Source organism: Magnetospirillum sp. (genome assembly GCA_027532905.1).
Classification (GTDB): domain Bacteria; phylum Pseudomonadota; class Alphaproteobacteria; order CACIAM-22H2; family CACIAM-22H2; genus Tagaea.
Genome location: JAPZUA010000002.1, coordinates 1 through 20,746, shown reverse-complemented (window position 1 = coordinate 20,746; position 20,746 = coordinate 1). Strand labels below are relative to the sequence as shown.

Below are 20,746 nucleotides of genomic sequence, written 5' to 3'. Positions count from 1 at the left end.
GATTGAAATAATCAGTTTGGAAAGGAAACCGGTCAGGTCACAAATCTCTCGTGATATTCAATTCACTTCGACACCCGTGTCGAAATCGGCTTCAAACGCAGGGAAATTCGAATTGCGCTGGCACGTACCGCGACCCGTCAGTAACATAAATGTCATAAATTGTTTTGGGAGGGGAGAATGGCAGATACAAACGACGATCCCGAAACCTACGGCATCGAGCGGCCGATGGGGCGTGTATTTGCCGACATTGCGGCCGAACGCCTGTCGCGGCGCGCCGTGCTCGCGGGTGCGGCTTCCGTTGGCCTTGCGGCGGCAATGCCGGCCGAAGCCCAAACGCGGCAGACAGCCTTGCGCTTTGCCGACGCGACGAGCGATCTCGACGCCAACGACCACGTGTCGCCGGGCTACAAACGCCAAGTGGTGCTGCGCTGGGGCGATCCGATCTTCGCGAATGCGCCCGAGTTCGATCCAACCGCCCAGACCGGCGCCAAACAGGAACGCCAATTCGGCTACAACAACGACTTCATGTGGTTCTTCCCCCTGCCCTACGGCTCGCGCAGTTCCACGCGCGGCCTGCTGCATGCGAACCACGAATACTGCAACGGGAACTTGATGTTCCCGGGCATCGGCGAGCGCGGCAACCAAACCAAAGCACAGTGCGAAGTCGAAATGGCGGCGCACGGCCTCAGCACAGTCGAGATCGCCAAGATCGACGGGGCTTGGCGCGTAGTCAAAGACAGCCGCTACAATCGCCGCCTCAGCGCGGCGGGTTCCGCGTTCCGGGTTTCGGGACCGGCAGCCGGCCATCCGCGGCTGCGCTCGAACGAGGATCGCACCGGCACGCTCGTCGTGGGCACGCTGAACAACTGCGCGGGCGGTGTAACGCCGTGGGGAACGGTTCTGTCGGGCGAAGAGAACTTCAACGGCTATTTTGGCGGCGACGCGTCGAAGACGCCGGAGGCGGCCAACCATCGCCGCTATGGCGTGTCGCCGTGGCAGGGCGCGCCCTGGGCCAATTACTTCGAACGCTTCCAGGTCGAGACGAACTGGAACGAGCCCAATCGATTTGGCTGGGTCGTCGAATACGATCCCTATGATCCGCAGTCGACGCCGGTCAAACGCACGGCTTTGGGGCGCTTCAAGCACGAGGGGGCGACCTGCGTGGTGTGTCCCGACGGGCGCGTCGCCGTCTATTCGGGCGACGACGAGCGGTTCGAATACGTCTATCGCTTCGTCACGCGCGGCACCTACGATCCAAAGAACCGGCGCGCCAATCGCGATCTTCTCGACGACGGCACGCTGTCGGTCGCACAGTTCCAGACCGACGGCACGCTGCGCTGGCTGCCGCTCGTGCACGGCCAAGGGCCGCTTACGGCCGCCAATGGCTTTGCAAGCCAAGCCGACGTGCTGATCGAAGCGCGCCGCGCTGCCGATCTCGTCGGTGCGACGCCGATGGATCGACCCGAAGACGTCGAAACCGATCCCGTCACGGGACGCACCTACGTCGTGTGCACCTCCAACGAACGCCGTGCTACCGCCGACGCGACCGACGCGCGCACGCGCGCGAACGGTCCCAACCCGCGCGCCGACAACCGCACGGGCCATATCGTCGAGATGATTCCGCCCGGCGGCCGCGGCCCGCGCGCCGACCATGCGGCCGATACGTTCCGGTGGGACATCCTGCTGCTGGCAGGCGATCCCGCCGATCCGGCCGCGCGGACGAAGTACGGCCCCGGCGTGGGGCCGCATGGCTGGGTCGCAGCGCCCGACAACATCGCCTTCGATCCGAAGGGGCGCTTGTGGATCGCGACCGACGGCATGCCGACGCAAGCCGTGCCTGCCCGATCCGACGGAGTTTTTGCGACCGAGCTCGAAGGGCCCGGCCGCGCCGTGACTAAACGCCTCTACGGCGCGCCGTCGGGGGCGGAAGTCTGCGGGCCCTGCTTCACGCCCGACGGCAAGACGCTGTTCCTCGCGATCCAGCATCCAGGCGAGGCCCGCGGCTCGAACTTCGAAAACCCGTCGACGCGATGGCCCGATTTCCGCCCCGACATGCCGCCGCGTCCGTCGGTCGTCGCGATCGAGAAAATCGACGGTGGCGAAATCGGCAGCTGAAGGAAAACCGCACAATCAGCGTTCGCGCTCGAGGATTGCCCGACGCGACAACGATTCAAAAGCTATAGGTTCAAAGCATGCAGTTCCTGGACGCTCAAGCAGCCAGGAACTGCATGCGTTCCGGTGCCAACGAGACTGCGACCCAAGCTCCAACCTCGATCAGGCTCGACACGCTTTGGAACGGCGCCTCGACAGTCACTTCGCTGCCGCTCAGGGTCACGCTATAGCGCACCGTGGCGCCAAGAAATTCGCGATGGACGACTTTGCCCGTCAGCGCGTTATCGGCGTCGGTTGCCTTTGCAAGAACCAGATCGGCGTATTGCGGACGAAAGACCAGCCTCGCGGTATCGCTCGCAGCGACGCCACGCGGGATCGGCAGTTTGGCGCCGCCCTTGATTTTGAAGATGCGATCGGTCCCGTCCGTTAGCACCTCGCCTTCGAGAATATTGGCGGCTCCCAGAAAGCCCGCGACGAAGAGATTCGCTGGCTTCTCGTAGAGTTCCATGGGCGTGCCGACCTGCTGGATGACGCCGTCGTTCATCACCGCGATGCGATCGCAGATCGTGTTGGCCTCTTCCTGGTCGTGGGTGACGAAGATTGTCGTCAGCCCCAAGCGCTGCTGCAAGTCGCGAAGTTCGCGGCGTACCTGCACGCGCATCTTGGCATCGAGATTCGACAATGGCTCGTCGAGCAAAAGGACCTTCGGTTCGATGACCACGGTCCGCGCCACGGCCACGCGCTGCTGCTGCCCGCCCGAGAGCTGCGAGGGCCGGCGCTCGGCAAGATGCCCAAGACCAACGAGTTCGAGCGCCGATGCCACGCGCCGGGCGATTTCGGCTTTCGGCAGCCTGCGCTCTTCGAGCCCAAAGGCGACGTTCTTGGCGACCGTCATATGCGGCCATAGCGCATAAGATTGAAAGACCATGCCGACATCGCGCTTCCACGGCGGGAGCGCGGAAATTTCTCTATCGCCGATCATCACCCGGCCCGACTGCGCAATATTGAAACCAGCGATGAGTCGCAACAACGTGGTCTTGCCGCAGCCGGACGGTCCGAGGAATGCAAAGAATTCGCCCGGCTTCACTTCGAGATTGACGTCCTTGAGCACATGCGTAGCGCCGTAGGAGAGGTTCACGCCCTCGACAAGAACGCCCGCCGCATTGATCGGGGCAATTGCTTTCTCGAACATGCGATGCCTCAGTTCTTGACTGCACCCGACCGCTCACGGTCGAGCAGCCAGTGGGAGAGAAAGGTGCACAAGCCCACGATCGCGACCGCGATCATACCAAGAGCTGCGCCAGGGCCGCGGCCCGCAGGAGATTGCATATAGACGTAAAGCCCGTAGGCCAGCGGCGCGTCGGACGTGTTCTGCACCAGCATCATAGTGGCCGAAAGCTCGACCGAAGCAGTGGCGAACGCGGTGACAAATCCAGCGAGCATGCCGCCGACCATCAGCGGCAGAAGAATCCGTCGCACCGTGCGCGCTTTGGTCGCCCCGAGATTTTCGGCCGCTTCTTCGAGCTGCGGCGAGACCTGCTGCAGCCCCGCTGTGCAGGCGCGCAACGCGTAGGGAAGCCGCCGCACGGCCAAAGCGATCACAATGATGAACCAGAACGTGGCAAGCGATTGGCCCGAGGGCAGCGTCACGCCGTAATAGGTGCGCAGATAGCCGATGCCGATCACCACGCCGGGTACGGCAAGCGCGCCCATCGCAAGATAGTCGAGCATGTGCCGACCGGGGATCTTCGAGCGCTGCACCAGCCACGCGATCGCCGACCCGACGACGACGGCGATGATGCCCGCCAGCGTCGAATAGATCAGCGTGTTCCAGATGAATTGCGGACTCTCGGTCAGCACCTTGCCGTAATGCGCGAGCGTGTAGTCGTCCGGCAAAGGCGCGAACGACCAGACCGTGGCGAGAGACAGCAAAATCAGTCCGACATGCGGCGCAAGCGTCAATGCCAGGATCAGAATCACGACGCCATAGGCCGCCACCTTGTCGAACCCTTTCATCTCGCGCTTAGCAAGGCCACCGCCGCCGCGCTGGACGGTGGCGTAGTCGCGCCCGCGCGTAGCAAAGGTGGCGATCCACATGGCAAGCATCGACACCGAAATCAGCACGACCGAAATGACGTAGCCCATCGGATCGTTCAATCCGATCGAGGTGATGCGCAGATAGGCCTGCGGTGCGAGCAGGTCCTTGGCGTTGAGCAGCAGCGGCGTGGCAAGGTCGTCGAAGACCTTGATGAAGACGAGGCTGGCCCCCGCCACATATCCCGGCATCGCGAGGGGAAAGACAACTTTGGCGAAGAGCCGGAAGCCCGAAGCGCCGAGATTCTGGGCGCTCTCCTCCATGGCCCGGTCGATATTTGCAAGCGACGCCGAAACGTTGAGGAGAATGAACGGGAAATAGTGGACAGCCTGCAGAAGAATGACGCCGTTCAAGCCCTCCATGAACGGGATGTTGATGTCGAACCAATCGCCCAGCAACAGGTTGAAGGTTCCGTTCCGCCCGAACAGCAGCTGCATGGCGACCGCTCCGGCAAAAGGCGGCATGATCAGCGGCACGACCCCCAGCGTCTGGATCAGTATTGCCCCTCGGAACTGGAAGCGCGAGGTGATGTAGGCCAGCGGCAGCGCAAACGCCGTGCCCCAGAGAACTGACATTGTCGAAACATAGATCGAGTTCCAGAGCGAGCGGACGAATAGATCGTTGCGTAGAAAATCGGCGAAGTTCACGAGCGTGAAACTGCCCGTGCGCGGATCGACAAAAGCGACGACGACCACCGTCGCGACCGGCACGACCAGAAACAGAAGCAGAAATGCCGCCACCGCCCCGGCCAGCAGATACTGGCCGAGCGGAACCGCTTGCCTGCGCGAAACAGCGGCGGCGGCAGTTGCGTTCAAGGTGCGAGCCGCGCCGCTTCGGCGGTCTTGGCCATCGCGGCGGCATACTTCTCTTTGGCGAAGCTCGACCATTGCTGCTCGAGCTCGGCTTGGCGCGGGGCCTTGGCCTGCGGGGTGCTCGCTTGGAACGACGCGCGAATTTCCTCAGATGCGGCTTGCTCCGCCGTGATCGGCATGGCCGAGATCAGGGCACGGGCCTCTGCCAGTCGGGCACGCGCGGCCGCATTGTCGCGGCGCGCGAGGCGCGCTTCGACATCGTGCATTGCCTTGGTGACCGCCTTCAACGGCTCGAGATTGAAGGTCACCAGCTGGTCAAACAGCACATCGACGACCGCGTAGCGTCGCTCGGAAAGGCCGACATCGAATTCGAACCCTGGCAACCCGATGGCGCCGGTAAACGGGTTGGGGTAGCCCTCCGGCGCCTTGGCATAGATCGCCGGATTCACAGGCAAGCGGCTGATCGCCGGGATCAGCAGAAGCTCTTGGCCTGCGTCGGACAGAAGATAATCGACGAAGGCTCGCGCCGCAGCTTGATTGGGCGCATTGGCGATGATGCCGACATTGGCCGGCACGACTGTCGAGACGGTCGGATAGACGAACTTGACTGGGAAGTTTGCCGCACGCGCCGAGAACGCGAAGAAGTCGATCACGACGCCAAGTCCGACTTGGCCCGAATTGACGGCATCGGGCACGCCAAAGGAGCGGTCGGTGATCGTGCGCATATTGCCCGACATTGCCTTCAAAGTTGCCCAGCCTTTGTCCCAGCCTTCGCCCTGCAGGATGGTTTCCACCGTCAAGTGCGTGGTTCCCGAGCGCGACGGCGTGGTGATCATGGCGTGATCGAAATAGACGGCTTTGCCCAGATCGGACCATTCCTTGGGATCGGGCAGACGGTTAGCGCGCGTATAACGCTCGTTCCACATGATGCCGTAGCCCGACGCGGCGAAACCGAAAAACATGCCGTCGGGATCGTTGATGTTGTAGGGCCCGAGCTTCGCCGGGATGCCCGGCGTATTGGGCTTGTGCGCCTGGAGAAGCCCCGCGCGCTTAAGGACCTCGAACGCATCGGGCGCCGACGCCCAGAAAAGATCGACCTGATTGTTGGCGCGGGTTTCCTGCACGAAACGCACGCCGGCATTCGTATTGCGATTCTGCACTTCAAGGGTGACGCCCGGAACGGCCGCCTCGAACGCCTTTTTGAATGGATCCGTTACGTCCTTCGAAAAGGAGGTTACGACGGTCACTTTGCCGCTGGGGGCTTGGGCATGGGCGTCGCCAATCGAGAGCCCAAGCGCCAGGGCAACGGCGGTTACAGCGGTCGCACAGATTGCAAAGCGTCGGTTCGGCATCGGGGGCTTTCCTCTTTGGTTTTGATCTTTTCCTTTGCGGCCATCGACGGCCGCAAGGTCGTTTACGCAAACGATACAGTCGGCTTGAGCGAAGCGAAAGGACCACGAGATGCTCAAGCCGCAGGCGACGTCAGGCGCGAGCCGCGCAACTCCCCGGCGGCTTCGAGAATGGGGTGGGCAACGGCAACCAGATGTGAATTGATGCGCTTGAGATCGCGCAAGATGTCGAGATGCAGCGCGCTCGTCTCCAGCGAGGCGACAGCGCCTTCGCGCAATCGCGCAAGATGGCTTTCCATCGCCACGCGCTCGGCGGACCGAATCTGATCCTTCTCGCGGATCAGTTCGCGCGCCATCTCCGGATCGTTGGTCATGAACACGGCGATTGCAAGCTTGAGCTGCTTGACGACGCGGGCATGAAATTCGTTAAGTTCGCGCCAGCCTTCGGGCGAGAATGAAACGCCCGAGCGCCGACGCTTGGCAGCGAGTTCGAGCAGGCTCTTGTCGATGATGTCGCCTACATGTTCGAGGTTTGTGGTGAAAAGAATAAGGTCGAACGCTCGCCGCGCGTCGGCTTCAGTCAAGGGCTGGCGCGTCAGGCGCGTGAGATAGAGCTTTATGGCATCCTGAAAGCCATCGACTTCGTCATCGAGCTTGCGAATTGCCTTGAGGCGCGCTCCGTCCGCCTCGTTAAAAGTCAGCATCGTCTCACCAAGCATAGTCTCGACCCGCTCTGCCTGCCGCAACACCTCACGCGACGCCGCTCCCAGCGCCAGATGCGGCGTAGTCAGCAGCGCTTCGTCGAGATGCAGCACCTTGTATTCGCCCGCCGCCTTCTCGTCGGCAACGACAAGCCTGACCAGAAGCCGCGCCGCCAGCGCAACAAACGGGAGAAAAAGAAAAAGAAGCCCCAGATTGAAGCCGACATGGGCGGCCGCCAATAGCTGTGCAGGCGGCCAATCGATCTGCGCCATCAGCGGCCAGGCGAACGGCAGAACAGCAAGCGCGAGGACGGCACCAATCAGGCGGAAGCCAAGATTGCCAAGAGCGATGCGGCGCGCGATGGTGGATTCGCGCCAGACCAATGCCAGCGCAGTCAGGCCCGATCCAACATTGGCGCCCAGAACCAGATACAGCCCAATCTGCACCGACACCACACCCGACGTCGACAGCGCCAAGACGAGCAGCACAAATGCCACGCTCGAGTGCATCGCCCATGCCAGCAAAGCCGCAATGACGATCGCCAAGACCGGCTCGTCGCCCAGACGCGACAGCACGATGTCGAGCGTACCGCCGCCGCGCCAATCCGCAGTTGCCGCCACGATCATGCTGAGCGACAGCACGATCAGGCACAATCCAATGCCGATCCGCCCGATCTTACGCACGCGGGCCGAGCTTGAGATCATGAACGCGGCTATGCTCGCCGTCAGCAGCACCGGGACCAGCGCTTTGAGATCGTAAGACAGGAGCTGCACAACGAGGCTGGAGCCGACATCGGCACCGAGCATCACTGCGATCGCCGGGGCAAGCGCAATAAAACCGCGCGTCGCCAAGGATGTCAGAAGCAATGCCGTGGCGGTCGAGCTTTGCAACGCCAGCGCAATTCCCAACCCAAGACCAGCGGCGCGCGGTGCGTTGCCTGCTGCGAGTGCCAAGATGACGCGCAGTTCCCCGCCGAAAGCCCGAACCACGCCGCTTTTGACCAGATGCGTGGCCCATAGAAGCAGTGCGATCGCGCCCAGAAGCGCCAGGAACCCAGTCGGATAGATCACTTTTTCAATCAACTCCGAAGCTGCATAGTAAAACGCCAAGCGACGACGCTTGTAAGGTTGATTATAAACTGTCATAAAATGGTAACATAAACGGCGTTAGGCCGAAAGAGCAGTGATTCCAGGGAGAAGAAAACCATGCCGTTCCTCCATGTGCGCGCTGGCGCTATTGCAGTTGCTATGCTGGCGTCGATAGGCCCGTTTGTGTCGCGCGAAGCCGCCGCACAGGATACGTGCTCCAATCGCGGACAGCTCGATACGCTGTATTGCGACGCCAACAACGATCTTGTTGCTGATCTCCCGGCTGCAAATCGGCAACGCGATCCCTCGACGATGATCTTTGCCTACACGCCGGTGGAAGACCCGGCCGTCTATGCCAACATTTTCAAGCCGTTGATGGACTATCTGGGTACCTGCACGAGCAAGCGCTGGGTGTATTTCCCGGTGCAATCGAATTCCGCCCAAATCGAAGCGATGCGCTCGGGCCGCCTGCATGTGGCCGGTTTTTCGACGGGCCCAACCGGCTTTGCCGTGAATATCGCAGGTGCAGTCCCGTTCGCTGCAAAGGGTTCGAACGAGGGTGTGCGGGGATACCATCTTCTGGCCATCGTCAAAGCCGATTCGCCGTTCCAAAAACTGGCCGATCTAAAGGGCCGAAAGGTTGCACACACATCGCCGTCGTCGAACTCGGGCAATCTTGCGCCGCGAGCCCTTTTTCCGGCAGAGGGCCTGACACCCGGCACAGACTACCAGCCGATCATGTCGGGCGGGCATGACCGTTCGGTGTTGGGCGTCAACACAGGCGACTACGACATGGGTGCCGTGGCATCCGACGTTTTCGATCGCATGGGCAATCGCGGCACCGTAAAGGCCGACAGTTTCCGCATCATCTACAAGAGCACAGTCTTCCCAACCTCTTCCTTTGCCCACGCACACGACCTTGCGCCGGCCTTGGCGGCGAAGGTCAAGCAATGTTTCTACGATTTCAAATTCCCGGCCGAGATGGTCAAGGAGTTCAACGGCGACGACCGCTTCTTGCCGATCACGTACCTGAAAGATTGGGCACCTGTGCGCGAGGTCGCCGAGAAGACCAACACACCCTACAACCGAGCTGCGTATGATGCCGAAGCGCGGCGTGAGGCTGAAGCCGCCGCGCGCCGTGCCGCGCCGCCGGCAGCGGCGCCAACACCTGCCGCTCCGGCACCCGCAGCCCCGCGGCCGTGAGGACTGCCGAACGCGAAGGGCGGCCGTACGCGCCGAACCGCGACGTTGTAATCCGTGCCTTGCGCAAAGAATATCGCGCGGGCCAGCCGATTTTACGGGACGTTTCGGTGACGATCGCCGGACGCGGACTGACGGCGATCATCGGCCCGTCGGGTACCGGAAAATCGACTTTGATTCGCTGCATCAATCGCCTTGTCGATCCGACGGCGGGCGAAATCCTCTTCATGGGGCGCGATCTTGCGACCCTCAAAGGCGCCGAGCTGCGCGCCGCACGCCGTACCATCGGCATGGTCTTCCAAGAGTACAATCTAGTTGAGCGGCTGTCGGTAATCGAGAACCTCCTGTGCGGTCGGCTTGGCTACATAGCGTGGTGGCGTGCGCTGCTGCGCCGCTTCTCGGCCGAAGACGTGGAACGCGCCTTCGCGCTTCTCGATGCAGTCGGCTTGGGCGACATGGCGACGCGCCGAGCCGATGCGCTTTCCGGCGGCCAGCGCCAACGGGTCGGGATTTGCCGTGCGATCATGCAGAATCCAGATCTGATTCTTGCCGATGAACCGACCTCTTCGCTTGATCCAAAAACCTCGGTCGAAATCATGGAGATTCTCGAAAAATTAGCGTCTGAGCGCGACATTCCGGTTGTCGTCAATATCCATAACGTCGAACTCGCCAAGCGTTTTGCAGACCGCATCATCGGGATGTCCAAAGGTGCGATCGTGTTCGACGGCAATCCGTCGGCGCTCGAGGAACGTCACCTGATCGAAATCTACGGCGGCAAGGATTGGCTGCAGGAATGAGCGCTATCGGAGTCGGCCGCACCCTGCGCGATGCGTTTCCGACCAATTGGAAGGTGCGTGCGCTGTGGTTAGGGCTTGTGCTCTACGTCGCGCATGCGGCAGGCATTCTGCAGATCACTTGGGCGCGCTTTGTCATCGGACTTGATCAAGGCGAGCGATTTCTTGGCCGCATGTGGCCGCCGAACGTCCAGGCGCAGAAGGTCCAGCTTATCGTCGATGGCATGCTCGAGAGTCTTCAGATCGCCGTGCTTTCGACAGCGTTTGGAGTGTTGCTGGCGCTGCCGCTCGGACTGCTGGCGGCGCGCAATTTGACGCCAGCATGGGCATCGTGGGCGGCGCGCGCGTTCATCGCGCTCTTGCGCACTTTCCATCCGGTGATCGTCGCTATCCTGTTCGTCAAGGCGGTTGGTTTCGGCGCGCTTGCGGGCGTGCTCGCACTCGTCGTTGCCTCAATGGGCTTTGTGGGCAAACTCTTTGCCGAAGCGATCGAAGAAATCTCGATGAAGCAGGTCGAGGCCGTACGTGCCACGGGCGCCGGCTTCTTGAGCGTGCTGATTATGGGCGTGCTGCCCCAAGTCATGGCGCGCTTCGTCGGTTTCGTCATCTACCAGCTCGATTCCAATCTACGGAACTCGACGATGGTTGGCATCGTTGGCGGCGGCGGTATAGGCGCGACATTGTTCACGGCGTACCAGCGCTTTGACTACGATGTTGTGCTGACCATTCTTCTTGTAATCATCGCCATCATCATGCTGTTCGAAGTAGTCTCGACGCGCATTCGCCGGGTGTTCCAGTGAGTGCCGCCGTCGGCACCGGAATTGCCCGTGTGTGGCAGCGCTTCACGCCCGCCGAGCGGATGGCGCGCTATGCCGTTTATGTGGCGAGTGCCGTTGCCATCGTCTGGTCGTTGCGCACGATCGAGGTGATCCCGGAGTTTCTCTACGACGCGCCGGCACAGTCGGCCGATCTGTTCCAGCGCATGTGGCCGTTCGACTGGCGCTTTTGGCCAACCGTGTTGACCGGGCTGGTCGAAACGCTGCATACCGCGACGCTCGGAACATTGATCGCACTGGTGCTGGCTGCACCTGTGGCACTGCTGGCTTCCCGCACTATCACGAAGTCGGTGTTGCTGAACCAGTTTGCCAATCTCATTCTCGTCTCGTCGCGCTCGGTCAATTCGCTAATATGGGCGCTGCTGTTCGTCGCTATTTTTGGCCCCGGTGCCTTGGCGGGCACGCTCGCGATCGCGTTTCGCTCCATCGGTTTTGTCGGCAAGCTTTTGAGCGAGGCGATCGACGAATCGCATGTCGGGCCGATCGAAGCGCTGACCGCGACGGGCGCTTCGCGGCCTGCAATCCTGCTCAAAGGGTTTTGGCCGCAGGTGGAGCCGTCCTTCTGGTCGGTGGCACTGTTCCGGTGGGACATCAATGTTCGCGAAAGCGCCGTGCTGGGGCTGGTGGGTGCGGGCGGCATTGGCGTAGCCCTCGATACGGCGATCAGCAATCTCTATTGGGACCAAGCCGGGTTAGTACTTGCCACGATCTTTGCCGTGGTCGTTCTCACCGAGATCGTCACGTCGCGCATCCGTTCCAAGATCATCTAATGTCTATGCAAAGATCAAAGAGCGTTTCTCTTCGAGGAACGCGATGAGGTCTGGATCTATCTCGAAAAAAGCTGCAGCCTGATTCCCGAAAGGAGCGATGTGCCCACCAGAGTAGCGATTGAAGTCTCGCATGACAGGTTTTCCGCCTGGCTCAGCTTTCCACCGAGCGACAGGCCGCCTACGACGCCAAGCTTAAACGCGAGATCCGATTGCCCGCTCTGAGCCGCGACTAAACTTGCGGCGCCCGCCGGGTCTGGCGAGACTTGCAAGCTATCAGCCTCGATTATCGGCGTCGGCGGACCGCACGATTGATGCGGAGCCTTACTCTGCGGACACGCCCGAGCCGCCGACGCTTGAATTCTGATACGGGCATGCATTCGTGACCTCCCCTCCACCGACGTGCTCCCACCTGAAGGAGGAGTTCTGGATAGGAGGCTCAGGCTATCGCGAGGAATATGACTCAACGACGGTTCGTGCTTCCGTCTGCGGCCTTACGGTCAATCCACGTATGGTCCGAGGACTTTGTTGAGGACCGTACGCGTGACGGAACAGCCCTTCGGATATTCAGCATCATTGACAAGTTCACGCCTGAGGCGCTTTCCATTCGAATGACCCAAAAGATTGAATCTTTCTACGTCATCGAGGCGTCGGTACTGCGCGAGTTAAACTCCGTCGGCGACGTTTGGAAACCAGACGTTAAACTGGACCGATCTGCTGCCACTCGCCGACGAAGTCGCACACGACCCGTCGCGCACCGGCCACCCGAAGTGGGTGCCCTTCGATAGGATGATGGCCTGCGGCATCGACCCCTATGGTCGCTATTCCAGCCGCAACAGCGGAAGTGACGCCGACTATCGAATCTTCGTAGGCGAGTGCCTGCCCGGCCTCAACGCCAAGCCGCATCAACCCTTCGGCATAGGGCATTGGGTCCGGCTTGCCATGCGCCAGTTCTTCGCCGCTGATCAATGTCTGAAACACTTCGCGCAGCGACAACCCGGACAGCATGCGCTCGGCATTGGCGCGCGGCGCATTGGTGACGGCCGCAACGCGGATCCCCATCGCTAAGATACGTTCGAGAAACGCGACGAGTCCCTTTGTGGGCGACAACGCCGAAAGCTTAGAACGGAAGAGCGCTTCTTTGCGTTCCGGCAGGCTTTCGCGAGCGGCGGCAGGCAAGTGAGCGAAATTACGCAACACGATGTCGCCACTGGTCAGCCCGACGAAAGTCCGGTCGTAGTGCCCTCGATCCAGCACCATCCCATATTCCGCCAGTATCTCGTTCCAGGTCGCGAAATGAATGTCTTCGGTATCGACCAGCGTACCGTCGATGTCGAACAATACGGCCCGCAACGAAGGCACGCGAATGGCACATTCTTCGTTCACAACACACCGCCATAGACACCGGCGCGCAGGCAGTACTGCGACACAAGATAAGTCCGACGTGATCCGAAAGCCGAATTCATCTAAGGCCGCACAAGGATTGCGCCCTTCTGATCGAGCATGACGCGCACGCGCGAGCCGACGGGACGAAACGGTGCGGCGCGCGGCACGATGGCGAACAGATCGCCGAGTGCCGTGTCCACGTGGTACTCGACATGCGATCCCATGAAAGTTGCGCGCGCAATTTGCCCTTCCAAGGCATCCGCAGCCTCATCCGGATCCGCGAAAGAGATCGCCTCGGGCCGAATGACCAAATCGACCGGACCCAGCGGAAGGTCGCGATGCGGCAGCGTCACAAACGCGCGGTCAAGCGCCACGCGCCCGGCCGCTCCTTCCTTAGCGTCCAGATTGGCGCGCACATGGTTCGCCTCGCCCATGAAAGTCGCGACGAAAACATCGCGCGGCGCATCGTAGAGTTCGGCAGGGGTCCCCGCCTGGGCAATCTCGGCTGCACGCATCACCACGATCGTGTCGGAAACCGCCAACGCCTCGCTCTGGTCGTGCGTGACGTAGACGGCCGTAAGCCCCAGCTTCTGCTGGAGCGCGCGTATCTCCTCGCGCATCGAGCGGCGCAGACGTGCGTCGAGATTCGAGAGCGGCTCGTCGAACAGCAGCACGTCGGGTTCGAGCACGAGTGCGCGCGCCACTGCGACGCGCTGCTGTTGGCCGCCGGACATTTCCGACGGCAACCGCTCGCCGTATCCGGCAAGCCCGACCGTCTCCAACGCCTTGGCTGCCTTCGCCGCCGCATCGGACTTGTTGAAGCCGCTCGAAATGAGACCGTATGCGACGTTCTCTGCCACGTTCATATGCGGAAAAAGCGCGTAGGACTGGAAAACCATCGACACGTTTCGCTCGCGCGCGGACAGCCCCGTCACGTCCGTGCCGCCGATTTCGATGCGGCCCTCGCTGGGCGTTTCGAGGCCTGCGACCATGCGCAACAGGGTCGTCTTGCCGCAGCCCGAGGGCCCGAGCAGCGTCACCAAAGTGCCTGGCTTTATGTCCAGCGACAGCTTCTTGACTGCGACCACGCTGCCGTAGCGCTTGACGATGCCCTCGAGCCTGACTCCGGCATTCTTGCGTTTTTCGTTCGTCATGCTCGCACTCCGGCGACTTGCGGCGTCGCACCCGCAGCGCGCCGACCGATGCGACGGCGCCCGACAAGAAGCTGGATAAGGCCGATCGCCGCCATCATCAGCGCGATCAGCACCGTCGAATAGGCGATGGCGAGCCCGTAATCGCCGTTGATTACGCGATTGATGATGTAGACGGTCGCCATTTCGTGCTGCGCCGAGACAAGAAAGATCACCGCACTCACCGTGGTCATCGCACGCACGAAGCTGTAGACGAGTGCCGTGATGATCGCAGGCTTCAGCAGCGGCAGTACCACTTTGCGAAGCGTGCGCGCCGTCGAGGCGCGCAAAGTCGACGACGCTTCGTCGAGGCTGCGGTCGAGCTGGCTTATCGCCGCAAGTCCCGAGCGCACACCGACCGGCATATTGCGGAAGACGAAGCAGATGACGAGGATTGCGGCCGTTCCGGTGATCTCGACGGGCGGAATATTGTAGGTTAGCACGTAGGCCACACCGATGACTGTCCCGGGCACGCAGAAGCTGAGCATCAGGGCGAACTCCAGCATCGCGCGCCCGGCAAAGCGCTGGCGCGCGATGATCCACGCCGCGAGCAGGCCCAACCCTGCTGTGACCGGTGCAGCGAGGGTCGCAAGCTGGATCGTCGTCCAGAACGAGTTCCATGCGCCGCCAGACCAGACGATGCCGCTTGCCGCGAATTCGAACGAAAATGCGCGCTGGAAATGCGAGAAGGTCGGCGTCCAGTCGCGGCCCCAGACCGTTACGAAACCGCCCGCTAGGGCCAGCGTATAGACGATGATTGTCAGCGCCGCCCACGGCAGCGCCAGCGCGAAAGCGGCGCGGCGGATCGGCGCCGGCAGCGGTGCGACGAGTCCGGCATCGCCCTTGCCCGACATCGAAACATACGATCCCCGCCCGACAATGTGCCGCTGCAGGAAGAAGGCGCCGAGAGCGTAGAGAAGGAGAATGGAGGCGAGCGTGGCCGAGCGGCCGAAATCGGCCTGGGCACCGACGACGGCGAAGAAGATTTCGGTCGATAGCACGCCGAACGAACCGCCCAGCACGATCGGATTGCCGAAATCGGCGATGCTCTCGATGAAAACAATGAGAAAAGCGTTCGCAAGGCCCGGCCGCATCAGCGGAAGCGTGACCGTAAAGAAAGAACGCATGCGGCTGGCGCGCAGCGTCTGCGAAGCTTCTTCCATCGTCGGCGAAATACCTTCGACGACGCCGATCAAAACGAGAAAGGCCGTTGGCGTGAAACTGAAGACCTGCGCTAGAAGAACGCCTTCGAAGCCGTAGATCCAGCGGCCGAGTTCAATGCCGAACCAAGCGCTCGCGGCCTGATTCACGAGACCCGAACGGCCGAAAATCAAAATCAGGCCGAGACTGATGACAAAGGGCGGTGTGATGATCGGCATCACGGTGAGCATGCGCAGCGGACGCTTGAAGCGAAAGCCGGTCCGCGTGACGACCAAGGCGAACGCGAGTCCCAATAACGTGGCGCAAGATGCGGTCGAAAGCGCCAACACGATCGTGTTCCAGGCAACGCCGCAGTTCGACGCCGACACGACGCAAGCGAGGCTCCAAATCTTCGGCGCGAACAGGCGTTCGGCCGTCGCCTCAACCAGGGAAAGTCCCGTCGGTGCCGAAAACATCTGGCTGAGCATCGTGGCTACCGGCCACACGGTGAAGAGCGCAATCGACGCGGCCAGAATTCCGACGCTTGCGGACACGAAACGGTCGCCGCCGAATCGCCCCTTCAGCGCCAATCCGTCCGTCACCATCATCATGAAAGCGAAGAATACGAGCGTGCCGCCCCAGCCGATACCGAACTGGCGCTCGTCCAGAACCCCGAAAGCGCTCTCGAGCCCGTCGTAGCGCCACCCGCGTACGCCGATCAGCCAGCCTTGCGCGGCGACCATGCCGCACCCGACGAGCCCGGCGGCAAGAAGCCAGTTCGCGCGCGCACTTCGCGGCAGATCGAAGGCGAAAGCCGGCACCGCGAGAACAAGTGCTGCCGCAACGGGCCAGAACCACCAGCGCCCGTAAGCTGCCGCCTGCGCGAAGGCGGATGCCGCATCGGCGTCTTGCGCGAATGCGGCAAAGTAGCCGGTAAGCGCAAGTTTCTCTTGCGCCATATGCCACGGCAGCACGGCGAAGCCGATGGCTGCAACGAGCCACCAGATGAAGGCTGGATCGATCCGCTTCATCGCGCGCTTTCCCTTCGCGGCCACGCGCGTTCGCGTCCGCAACCGACTTTCAGCGCGGCAGCGAGCCGATGTCCTTGTCCCACTTCGCCAGCAAGCGACGCCGCTCGGACGCTTGGCCATATTTGACGAAGTCGTACTCGACAAGACGCAGCTTCGAGAGGTCGGGCGCATTGGGTGGTAACGGCGCCGATTTGTTGGATGGCATCTGCAGCTGGCCGGCCGCCTCGAAGCCGAGGCGCTGGGCTTCGGGCGTCAGTGCCCAGTCGTAGAAGCGACGCGCTTGCGCGATGTTTCGCGCCCCGCGGACGATCGACATCGAACCGATTTCGTATCCCGTACCTTCGCTGGGCGTCGCCCAGCCCACCGGAAATCCTGCGTTGGATTCCGTCACGGCATCGTGCACGAAGGATATCGAAACAGCCGTCTCCCCGCGCGCGACCGCCTTTATGGGGCCGGTCCCGGAGCGCGCGTAGGCATTGACGTTCTTGTGGAGTGCCGCGAGGTAGTCGAACGCGTTGGCCTCGCCCATCAGCTGCACGAGCGTCGCGATCACGACATAGGCCGTACCCGACGAATTCGGGTTGGCGATCTGGACTTCGTCTTTGTAGATCGGCTTCAGCAGATCTGACCAGCTCGTCGGGGCCGGAATGTTTTTCTTGGCGAGCAACTCTCTGTTGAAGCCAAATCCAACGGCGCCCGAGTAGATCCCGATCGACCGACCTTTGGAAATCTCGTACTGGCGCAGTGCCCACGGCTGCAACTGGTCGTTCGCCGCCGACCGGTGCTCGGCAGTAAGGTTCTCTTCCGCTGCGATCAAATGCGGATCGCCGGTGCCGCCGAACCAAACGTCGGTGCGCGGGTTCTGCGCTTCGGCGCGCAACTGGGCCAGGGCTTCACCCGAACCGCGCTGCGTCATGTTGACGGTGATGCCCGTCGCTACCTGGAAACGTGTGGCCACGGCCTGACACCATTCCACCTGAACCGAACACGCAAGATTGAGGGTTCCTTGCGCCGAAGCGGGGCTCGCCGACACGACGCACCAGCCAAGCGTCACAACAGTGATCGCAATCGATTTCCTGACCATGGTTTCCTCCGCTTCGGAGCCCGCGCCAAAGGCGCCGCGCCCTGTGTAGTTTTGTTACGTTTTTAGGAGACATAACAAGCAAGCGATGCCTAAATTGTCACATTACTGTCATAAACCCAAAAAAGAACTCAACGCAAGCCAATAATTCCCGTATGCCTGAGCGGGCCGATAAATGTAGGAAAATTACGCATTGGCCCGATGGCCACTCGACCGTCCCGGTAATCTGCCCGGATTGCCGGCCGGCGAAGACGCGTGCTTCAAGCCGAAGTGACGCACCAATTGCGTCGGCTGTGTGCCGTAGTGCGATGACCCGGCGAAGATCGCGATGCACCATCATCTAAAAGTCTTCGTCGAGATCAGGAATCTGCTTGGTCAGTTATCCGAGATCGGGCTGGTCGTCGCCCAGATGACACTGTTCGAATGTGGCGCCAAGACCGTGGCTTGTGTCCTGCACGCGCAGCACGCTCTCTCCAAGACGCGCATGACCGAGTGCAAACGGCTTTCGATCTTCGTCGCGTTCCACCATTGATACAACACGAGGTTGCAATAGCTGAAGTGACGGTCGTTTTAGTGCTGTCTTTCCTCGTCGCGACAATGGTCGCGCCAACGTCGGGACAATTGCCGCGGACATTGGTCAACCAGCATCGCGCCGACGCTGTGTTCCTTAATGCCGACGCCGGCGGCACGCGATTGAATTCCGGTGCCAAGCGCGGCGCGGGGGAACTTGACGCTGTTTGGACCCCGCGCTTATAGCGCCGCGAGGCCCGCACTGCGGCGGGCAAGCCATTGCGCGTAGTCGGCGGGCGGCTTCTCGAACTCGACATGGATCTGGTCGTTCACCCGCTCGCGCACGGCGAAGGCCAGCGTGTGCGACAGACCGTCGAATCGCAGCGTACCGCGCTCGCCGTTGCGCATCGCATGCGCCGTGCGCACGTGCGCTCCACCCTCCGAGGCATCGACCAGCGTGCCCTCGATGCGCGCCCCGCTGCCGTCGTAGACGTCAACGCCGGCCTGGATCGCAAAACGCGGGAACTTGCGCCGGTTGGCGTCTTGCGTGGATGTGCGGACCACGCGCACGAGGATCTGGCGCAAGCCTTCGACGTTTTTGGTGACCGACGCGATGGCGGCCCGCACCTCGGCCGCCGAGTTGCCGACCGAATCTGCTTCGCGGCTGACGTTTTGGATCTTCGACGACACCTCGCGCGAGGCTTCGGCGGTTTGACCGACATTGCGCGCAATTTCCTGCGTAGCCGCCCCCTGCTCTTCCATTGCGGCCGCGATGGCGCCTGCCACTTCGTCCACCTCGCGGATGCGTTCGCCGATTTCGGCAACGGCGGCCACGGCCGCTTCGGTCGCCGCCTGGATTTCGCCGACCTGGCGGTCGATGTCTTCGGTCGATCGGCCCGTCTGGTTCGCGAGGTTCTTGACCTCCGAGGCCACGACGGCAAAACCCTTGCCGGCATCGCCCGCACGCGCCGCTTCGATCGTCGCGTTGAGGGCCAGCAGATTGGTTTGGCCCGCGATCTGGCCGATGAGCTTGGTCACCTCCGAGATCTTCGCGACCGCTTCGGACAGCGAGCGGATTGTCGTTTGCGCTTTTTCGCCACTGGCGACCGCGTGTTTGGTTACACTCGAGGCGCGCGCGACTTGGCCCGAGATCTCGCGGATCGAAGCCGAAAGCTCCTCGGCCGCCGACGATACGGTCTGCACGTTCACGAGCGCTTCTTCCGACGCCGCCGCGACCGACTGACTGTCGGTCGACACGCCCTGTGCCAGCTTCGTCATGCCTTGGGCAGCATTGTCGACTTGGCGTGTGGTCGCGGCGATTGATTCGACCGCCGCCGAAGTTTCGCGCTCGACCGTTTCGGCCATGTCGAGTAGCGCCTTTTTCTTGAGGCGCTCGGCTTCGGCCGAGGCAGCTTTCTGTTCGACTTCCAGCCGCAGCTTCTCCTTGCCGGCGTCTTGAAACACCTGCAGAGCCGCTGCGAGTTTGCCAACTTCTTCAGTCTGGTCCTTATGCGGGATCGCGATATCCAAATTGCCGGCGGCCGTTTCGCGCATCGCGCCCATGATGCGCTTGAGCGGCATCAGAATGCCGATGAAGATAACCGCCGTGCCCAGAAGCAATGCCCCCAGTATCCCGCCGGCGGCGAGGCTGATCGATAGCGTTTTGGCGCTCTGATAATTGTCCTCTGCCGTTTTCGCTGCCGCAGTAAATCCGGCCAGGCTTCGGTCTTCGATCGGGCGAATCTGTATGCGGACTTCGTCGATCAGGCCGCTGATCTCATAAGCAATCTTGCCGGCTTCCTCGAACTTTCCGTCGCGCGACAGTTTTTTGATCGTGTCAGCTTGAGCCTTATGGCGTGCCAGGATCGCGCGCGCCCGCGTGAGCGCCGCTCGCGGCTCCTCCGACACGAGCAGCGGCTGCAACTGGTCGAGCCGCGCGATAAAGCGGCGATGCTCATCCTCGACCAACGCTTCCATTCTTGTGCGCGCGTCGGCCGTCAATTCGATCGGCAAAAACTCGACTGCACGGGCATAAGCAAGCAAATTTGCCGTGCCCCGCCCGCCGTGCAGAATGCGCGTGGCCTCGCCGGTGATTACGTTTACGTCGCCTTTGAGGTCCGAGAGTGCGCGGATTCCGCTGACTGACAATGCGGCGGCCACCACAGACAGCAGCAACAGAGCGGCGTAGATTTTTGGCGCAATGGGGATGTTCTTCATTGGGGTGTTTCCGTTCATTTGGGCAACGCAGACATTTCACGAGGCTGTATAGTCAATTGCCGCTCGATTTTCTACTATTAAGAAGACTTATGACTGATATTGAAATCAGTGAAAAATTTTCAGGTTGGCCCAGCATTTACTCAAAGGCAGAGGAATTGACTTTCGACTGTAACCCTGGCGCAGGTGGAAAAGAGCCAACTCCTTGGATCCGGCATGACTGGTCGCCCTTCAATCCGCCGTATTCATTGCGCCACCGATAGCACGTAACCTCCGTTACCCCTATCGATCGAACGGCCTCTGCAACCGGCCGCCCCTGGGCCATAAGCACATCGACCTGCCTTAGCTTCGCGACGATCTCTTCTGGCGTATGTCTTTTCCTTGCCATTGCCTGTTCCTCCTTCTCCAAAACCATACCTCAGGGAGGACCACTTCAATG

15 protein-coding genes and 1 pseudogene are annotated in these 20,746 nt (G+C 61.6%); 6 read left to right on the top strand and 10 right to left on the bottom strand.

Going from position 1 to position 20,746, the window contains the following annotated elements:
* Positions 1–177: 177 nt before the first annotated feature.
* Positions 178–2,115 (top strand): PhoX family phosphatase, encoded by a 1,938-nt coding sequence (locus tag O9320_08045; protein ID MCZ8310789.1) that lies wholly within the window; start codon positions 178–180, stop codon positions 2,113–2,115.
* 94 nt (positions 2,116–2,209) lie between these two features.
* Here the strand turns inward: O9320_08045 and O9320_08040 are convergent, their stop codons facing one another.
* The 4 genes from O9320_08040 to O9320_08025 all read right to left on the bottom strand — a co-directional run bounded on the left by O9320_08040 (position 2,210) and on the right by O9320_08025 (position 8,140).
* Entirely contained in the window at positions 2,210–3,304 is a 1,095-nt protein-coding gene (locus O9320_08040; protein MCZ8310788.1) for an ABC transporter ATP-binding protein, read from the bottom strand.
* A gap of 8 nt (positions 3,305–3,312) precedes the next feature.
* Positions 3,313–5,022: an iron ABC transporter permease gene (locus O9320_08035; protein ID MCZ8310787.1), complete on the bottom strand. Its 1,710-nt coding sequence runs from the start codon at positions 5,020–5,022 to the stop codon at positions 3,313–3,315.
* Entirely contained in the window at positions 5,019–6,371 is a 1,353-nt protein-coding gene (locus O9320_08030; protein ID MCZ8310786.1) for an extracellular solute-binding protein, read from the bottom strand. Before O9320_08030 ends, O9320_08035 begins: the two co-directional genes overlap by 4 nt.
* Positions 6,372–6,484: 113 nt before the next feature.
* On the bottom strand, positions 6,485–8,140 hold the full coding sequence (locus O9320_08025; protein MCZ8310785.1) for a Na/Pi cotransporter family protein: 1,656 nt from the start codon (positions 8,138–8,140) through the stop codon (positions 6,485–6,487).
* A 135-nt stretch (positions 8,141–8,275) separates the two neighbouring features.
* On the opposite strand from O9320_08025, the gene phnD reads away from it, so the two are divergent.
* From phnD to phnE (O9320_08005), 4 genes are read left to right on the top strand one after another with little or no spacing between them, the layout of a single operon-like run.
* The gene (gene phnD / locus O9320_08020; protein ID MCZ8310784.1) at positions 8,276–9,361 is read left to right on the top strand and encodes a phosphate/phosphite/phosphonate ABC transporter substrate-binding protein; all 1,086 of its coding nucleotides are present in this window, start codon (positions 8,276–8,278) and stop codon (positions 9,359–9,361) included.
* Positions 9,358–10,155 carry a phosphonate ABC transporter ATP-binding protein gene (gene phnC, locus O9320_08015; protein MCZ8310783.1) on the top strand — a complete coding sequence of 266 codons (798 nt, stop codon included), beginning with the start codon at positions 9,358–9,360 and terminating at the stop codon, positions 10,153–10,155. The genes phnD and phnC overlap by 4 nt, the downstream gene beginning before the upstream one ends.
* Positions 10,152–10,952, top strand: coding sequence for a phosphonate ABC transporter, permease protein PhnE (phnE, locus tag O9320_08010; GenBank protein MCZ8310782.1), 801 nt, complete (start codon positions 10,152–10,154; stop codon positions 10,950–10,952). The genes phnC and phnE (O9320_08010) overlap by 4 nt, the downstream gene beginning before the upstream one ends.
* Positions 10,949–11,758, top strand: coding sequence for a phosphonate ABC transporter, permease protein PhnE (phnE, locus tag O9320_08005; GenBank protein ID MCZ8310781.1), 810 nt, complete (start codon positions 10,949–10,951; stop codon positions 11,756–11,758). Before phnE (O9320_08010) ends, phnE (O9320_08005) begins: the two co-directional genes overlap by 4 nt.
* A gap of 696 nt (positions 11,759–12,454) precedes the next feature.
* Here the strand turns inward: phnE (O9320_08005) and O9320_08000 are convergent.
* From O9320_08000 to O9320_07985, 4 genes are all read right to left on the bottom strand, one after another.
* The gene (locus tag O9320_08000; protein ID MCZ8310780.1) at positions 12,455–13,096 is read right to left on the bottom strand and encodes an HAD family phosphatase; all 642 of its coding nucleotides are present in this window, start codon (positions 13,094–13,096) and stop codon (positions 12,455–12,457) included.
* A gap of 125 nt (positions 13,097–13,221) precedes the next feature.
* A complete protein-coding gene (locus tag O9320_07995) occupies positions 13,222–14,295 on the bottom strand; it encodes an ABC transporter ATP-binding protein (protein MCZ8310779.1) in 1,074 nt (357 codons plus the stop codon).
* The gene (locus tag O9320_07990) at positions 14,292–16,502 is read right to left on the bottom strand and encodes an iron ABC transporter permease (protein ID MCZ8310778.1); all 2,211 of its coding nucleotides are present in this window, start codon (positions 16,500–16,502) and stop codon (positions 14,292–14,294) included. The genes O9320_07995 and O9320_07990 overlap by 4 nt, the downstream gene beginning before the upstream one ends.
* A 49-nt stretch (positions 16,503–16,551) precedes the next feature.
* Positions 16,552–17,586: an ABC transporter substrate-binding protein gene (locus O9320_07985; protein ID MCZ8310777.1), complete on the bottom strand. Its 1,035-nt coding sequence runs from the start codon at positions 17,584–17,586 to the stop codon at positions 16,552–16,554.
* A gap of 325 nt (positions 17,587–17,911) precedes the next feature.
* Here O9320_07985 and O9320_07980 point away from each other — a divergent pair, with 325 nt between their 5' ends.
* Entirely contained in the window at positions 17,912–18,115 is a 204-nt protein-coding gene (locus tag O9320_07980) for a hypothetical protein (GenBank protein ID MCZ8310776.1), read from the top strand.
* 218 nt (positions 18,116–18,333) lie between these two features.
* Here O9320_07980 and O9320_07975 read toward each other — a convergent pair whose 3' ends face one another.
* A complete protein-coding gene (locus tag O9320_07975; GenBank protein MCZ8310775.1) occupies positions 18,334–20,310 on the bottom strand; it encodes a methyl-accepting chemotaxis protein in 1,977 nt (658 codons plus the stop codon).
* Positions 20,311–20,512: 202 nt separating this feature from the next.
* Positions 20,513–20,695, bottom strand: a pseudogene (locus O9320_07970) (transposase).
* Positions 20,696–20,746 lie beyond the last annotated feature (51 nt).

Coding starts and splice junctions, on each gene's coding strand:
- O9320_08045 (MCZ8310789.1), top strand. CDS start 178: ATGGCAGATACAAACGACGATCCCGAAACCTACGGCATCGAGCGGCCG.
- O9320_08040 (MCZ8310788.1), bottom strand. CDS start 3,304: ATGTTCGAGAAAGCAATTGCCCCGATCAATGCGGCGGGCGTTCTTGTC.
- O9320_08030 (MCZ8310786.1), bottom strand. CDS start 6,371: ATGCCGAACCGACGCTTTGCAATCTGTGCGACCGCTGTAACCGCCGTT.
- phnD (MCZ8310784.1), top strand. CDS start 8,276: ATGCCGTTCCTCCATGTGCGCGCTGGCGCTATTGCAGTTGCTATGCTG.
- phnE (MCZ8310782.1), top strand. CDS start 10,152: ATGAGCGCTATCGGAGTCGGCCGCACCCTGCGCGATGCGTTTCCGACC.
- O9320_07995 (MCZ8310779.1), bottom strand. CDS start 14,295: ATGACGAACGAAAAACGCAAGAATGCCGGAGTCAGGCTCGAGGGCATC.
- O9320_07990 (MCZ8310778.1), bottom strand. CDS start 16,502: ATGAAGCGGATCGATCCAGCCTTCATCTGGTGGCTCGTTGCAGCCATC.
- O9320_07985 (MCZ8310777.1), bottom strand. CDS start 17,586: ATGGTCAGGAAATCGATTGCGATCACTGTTGTGACGCTTGGCTGGTGC.
- O9320_07980 (MCZ8310776.1), top strand. CDS start 17,912: ATGCACCATCATCTAAAAGTCTTCGTCGAGATCAGGAATCTGCTTGGT.
- O9320_07975 (MCZ8310775.1), bottom strand. CDS start 20,310: ATGAAGAACATCCCCATTGCGCCAAAAATCTACGCCGCTCTGTTGCTG.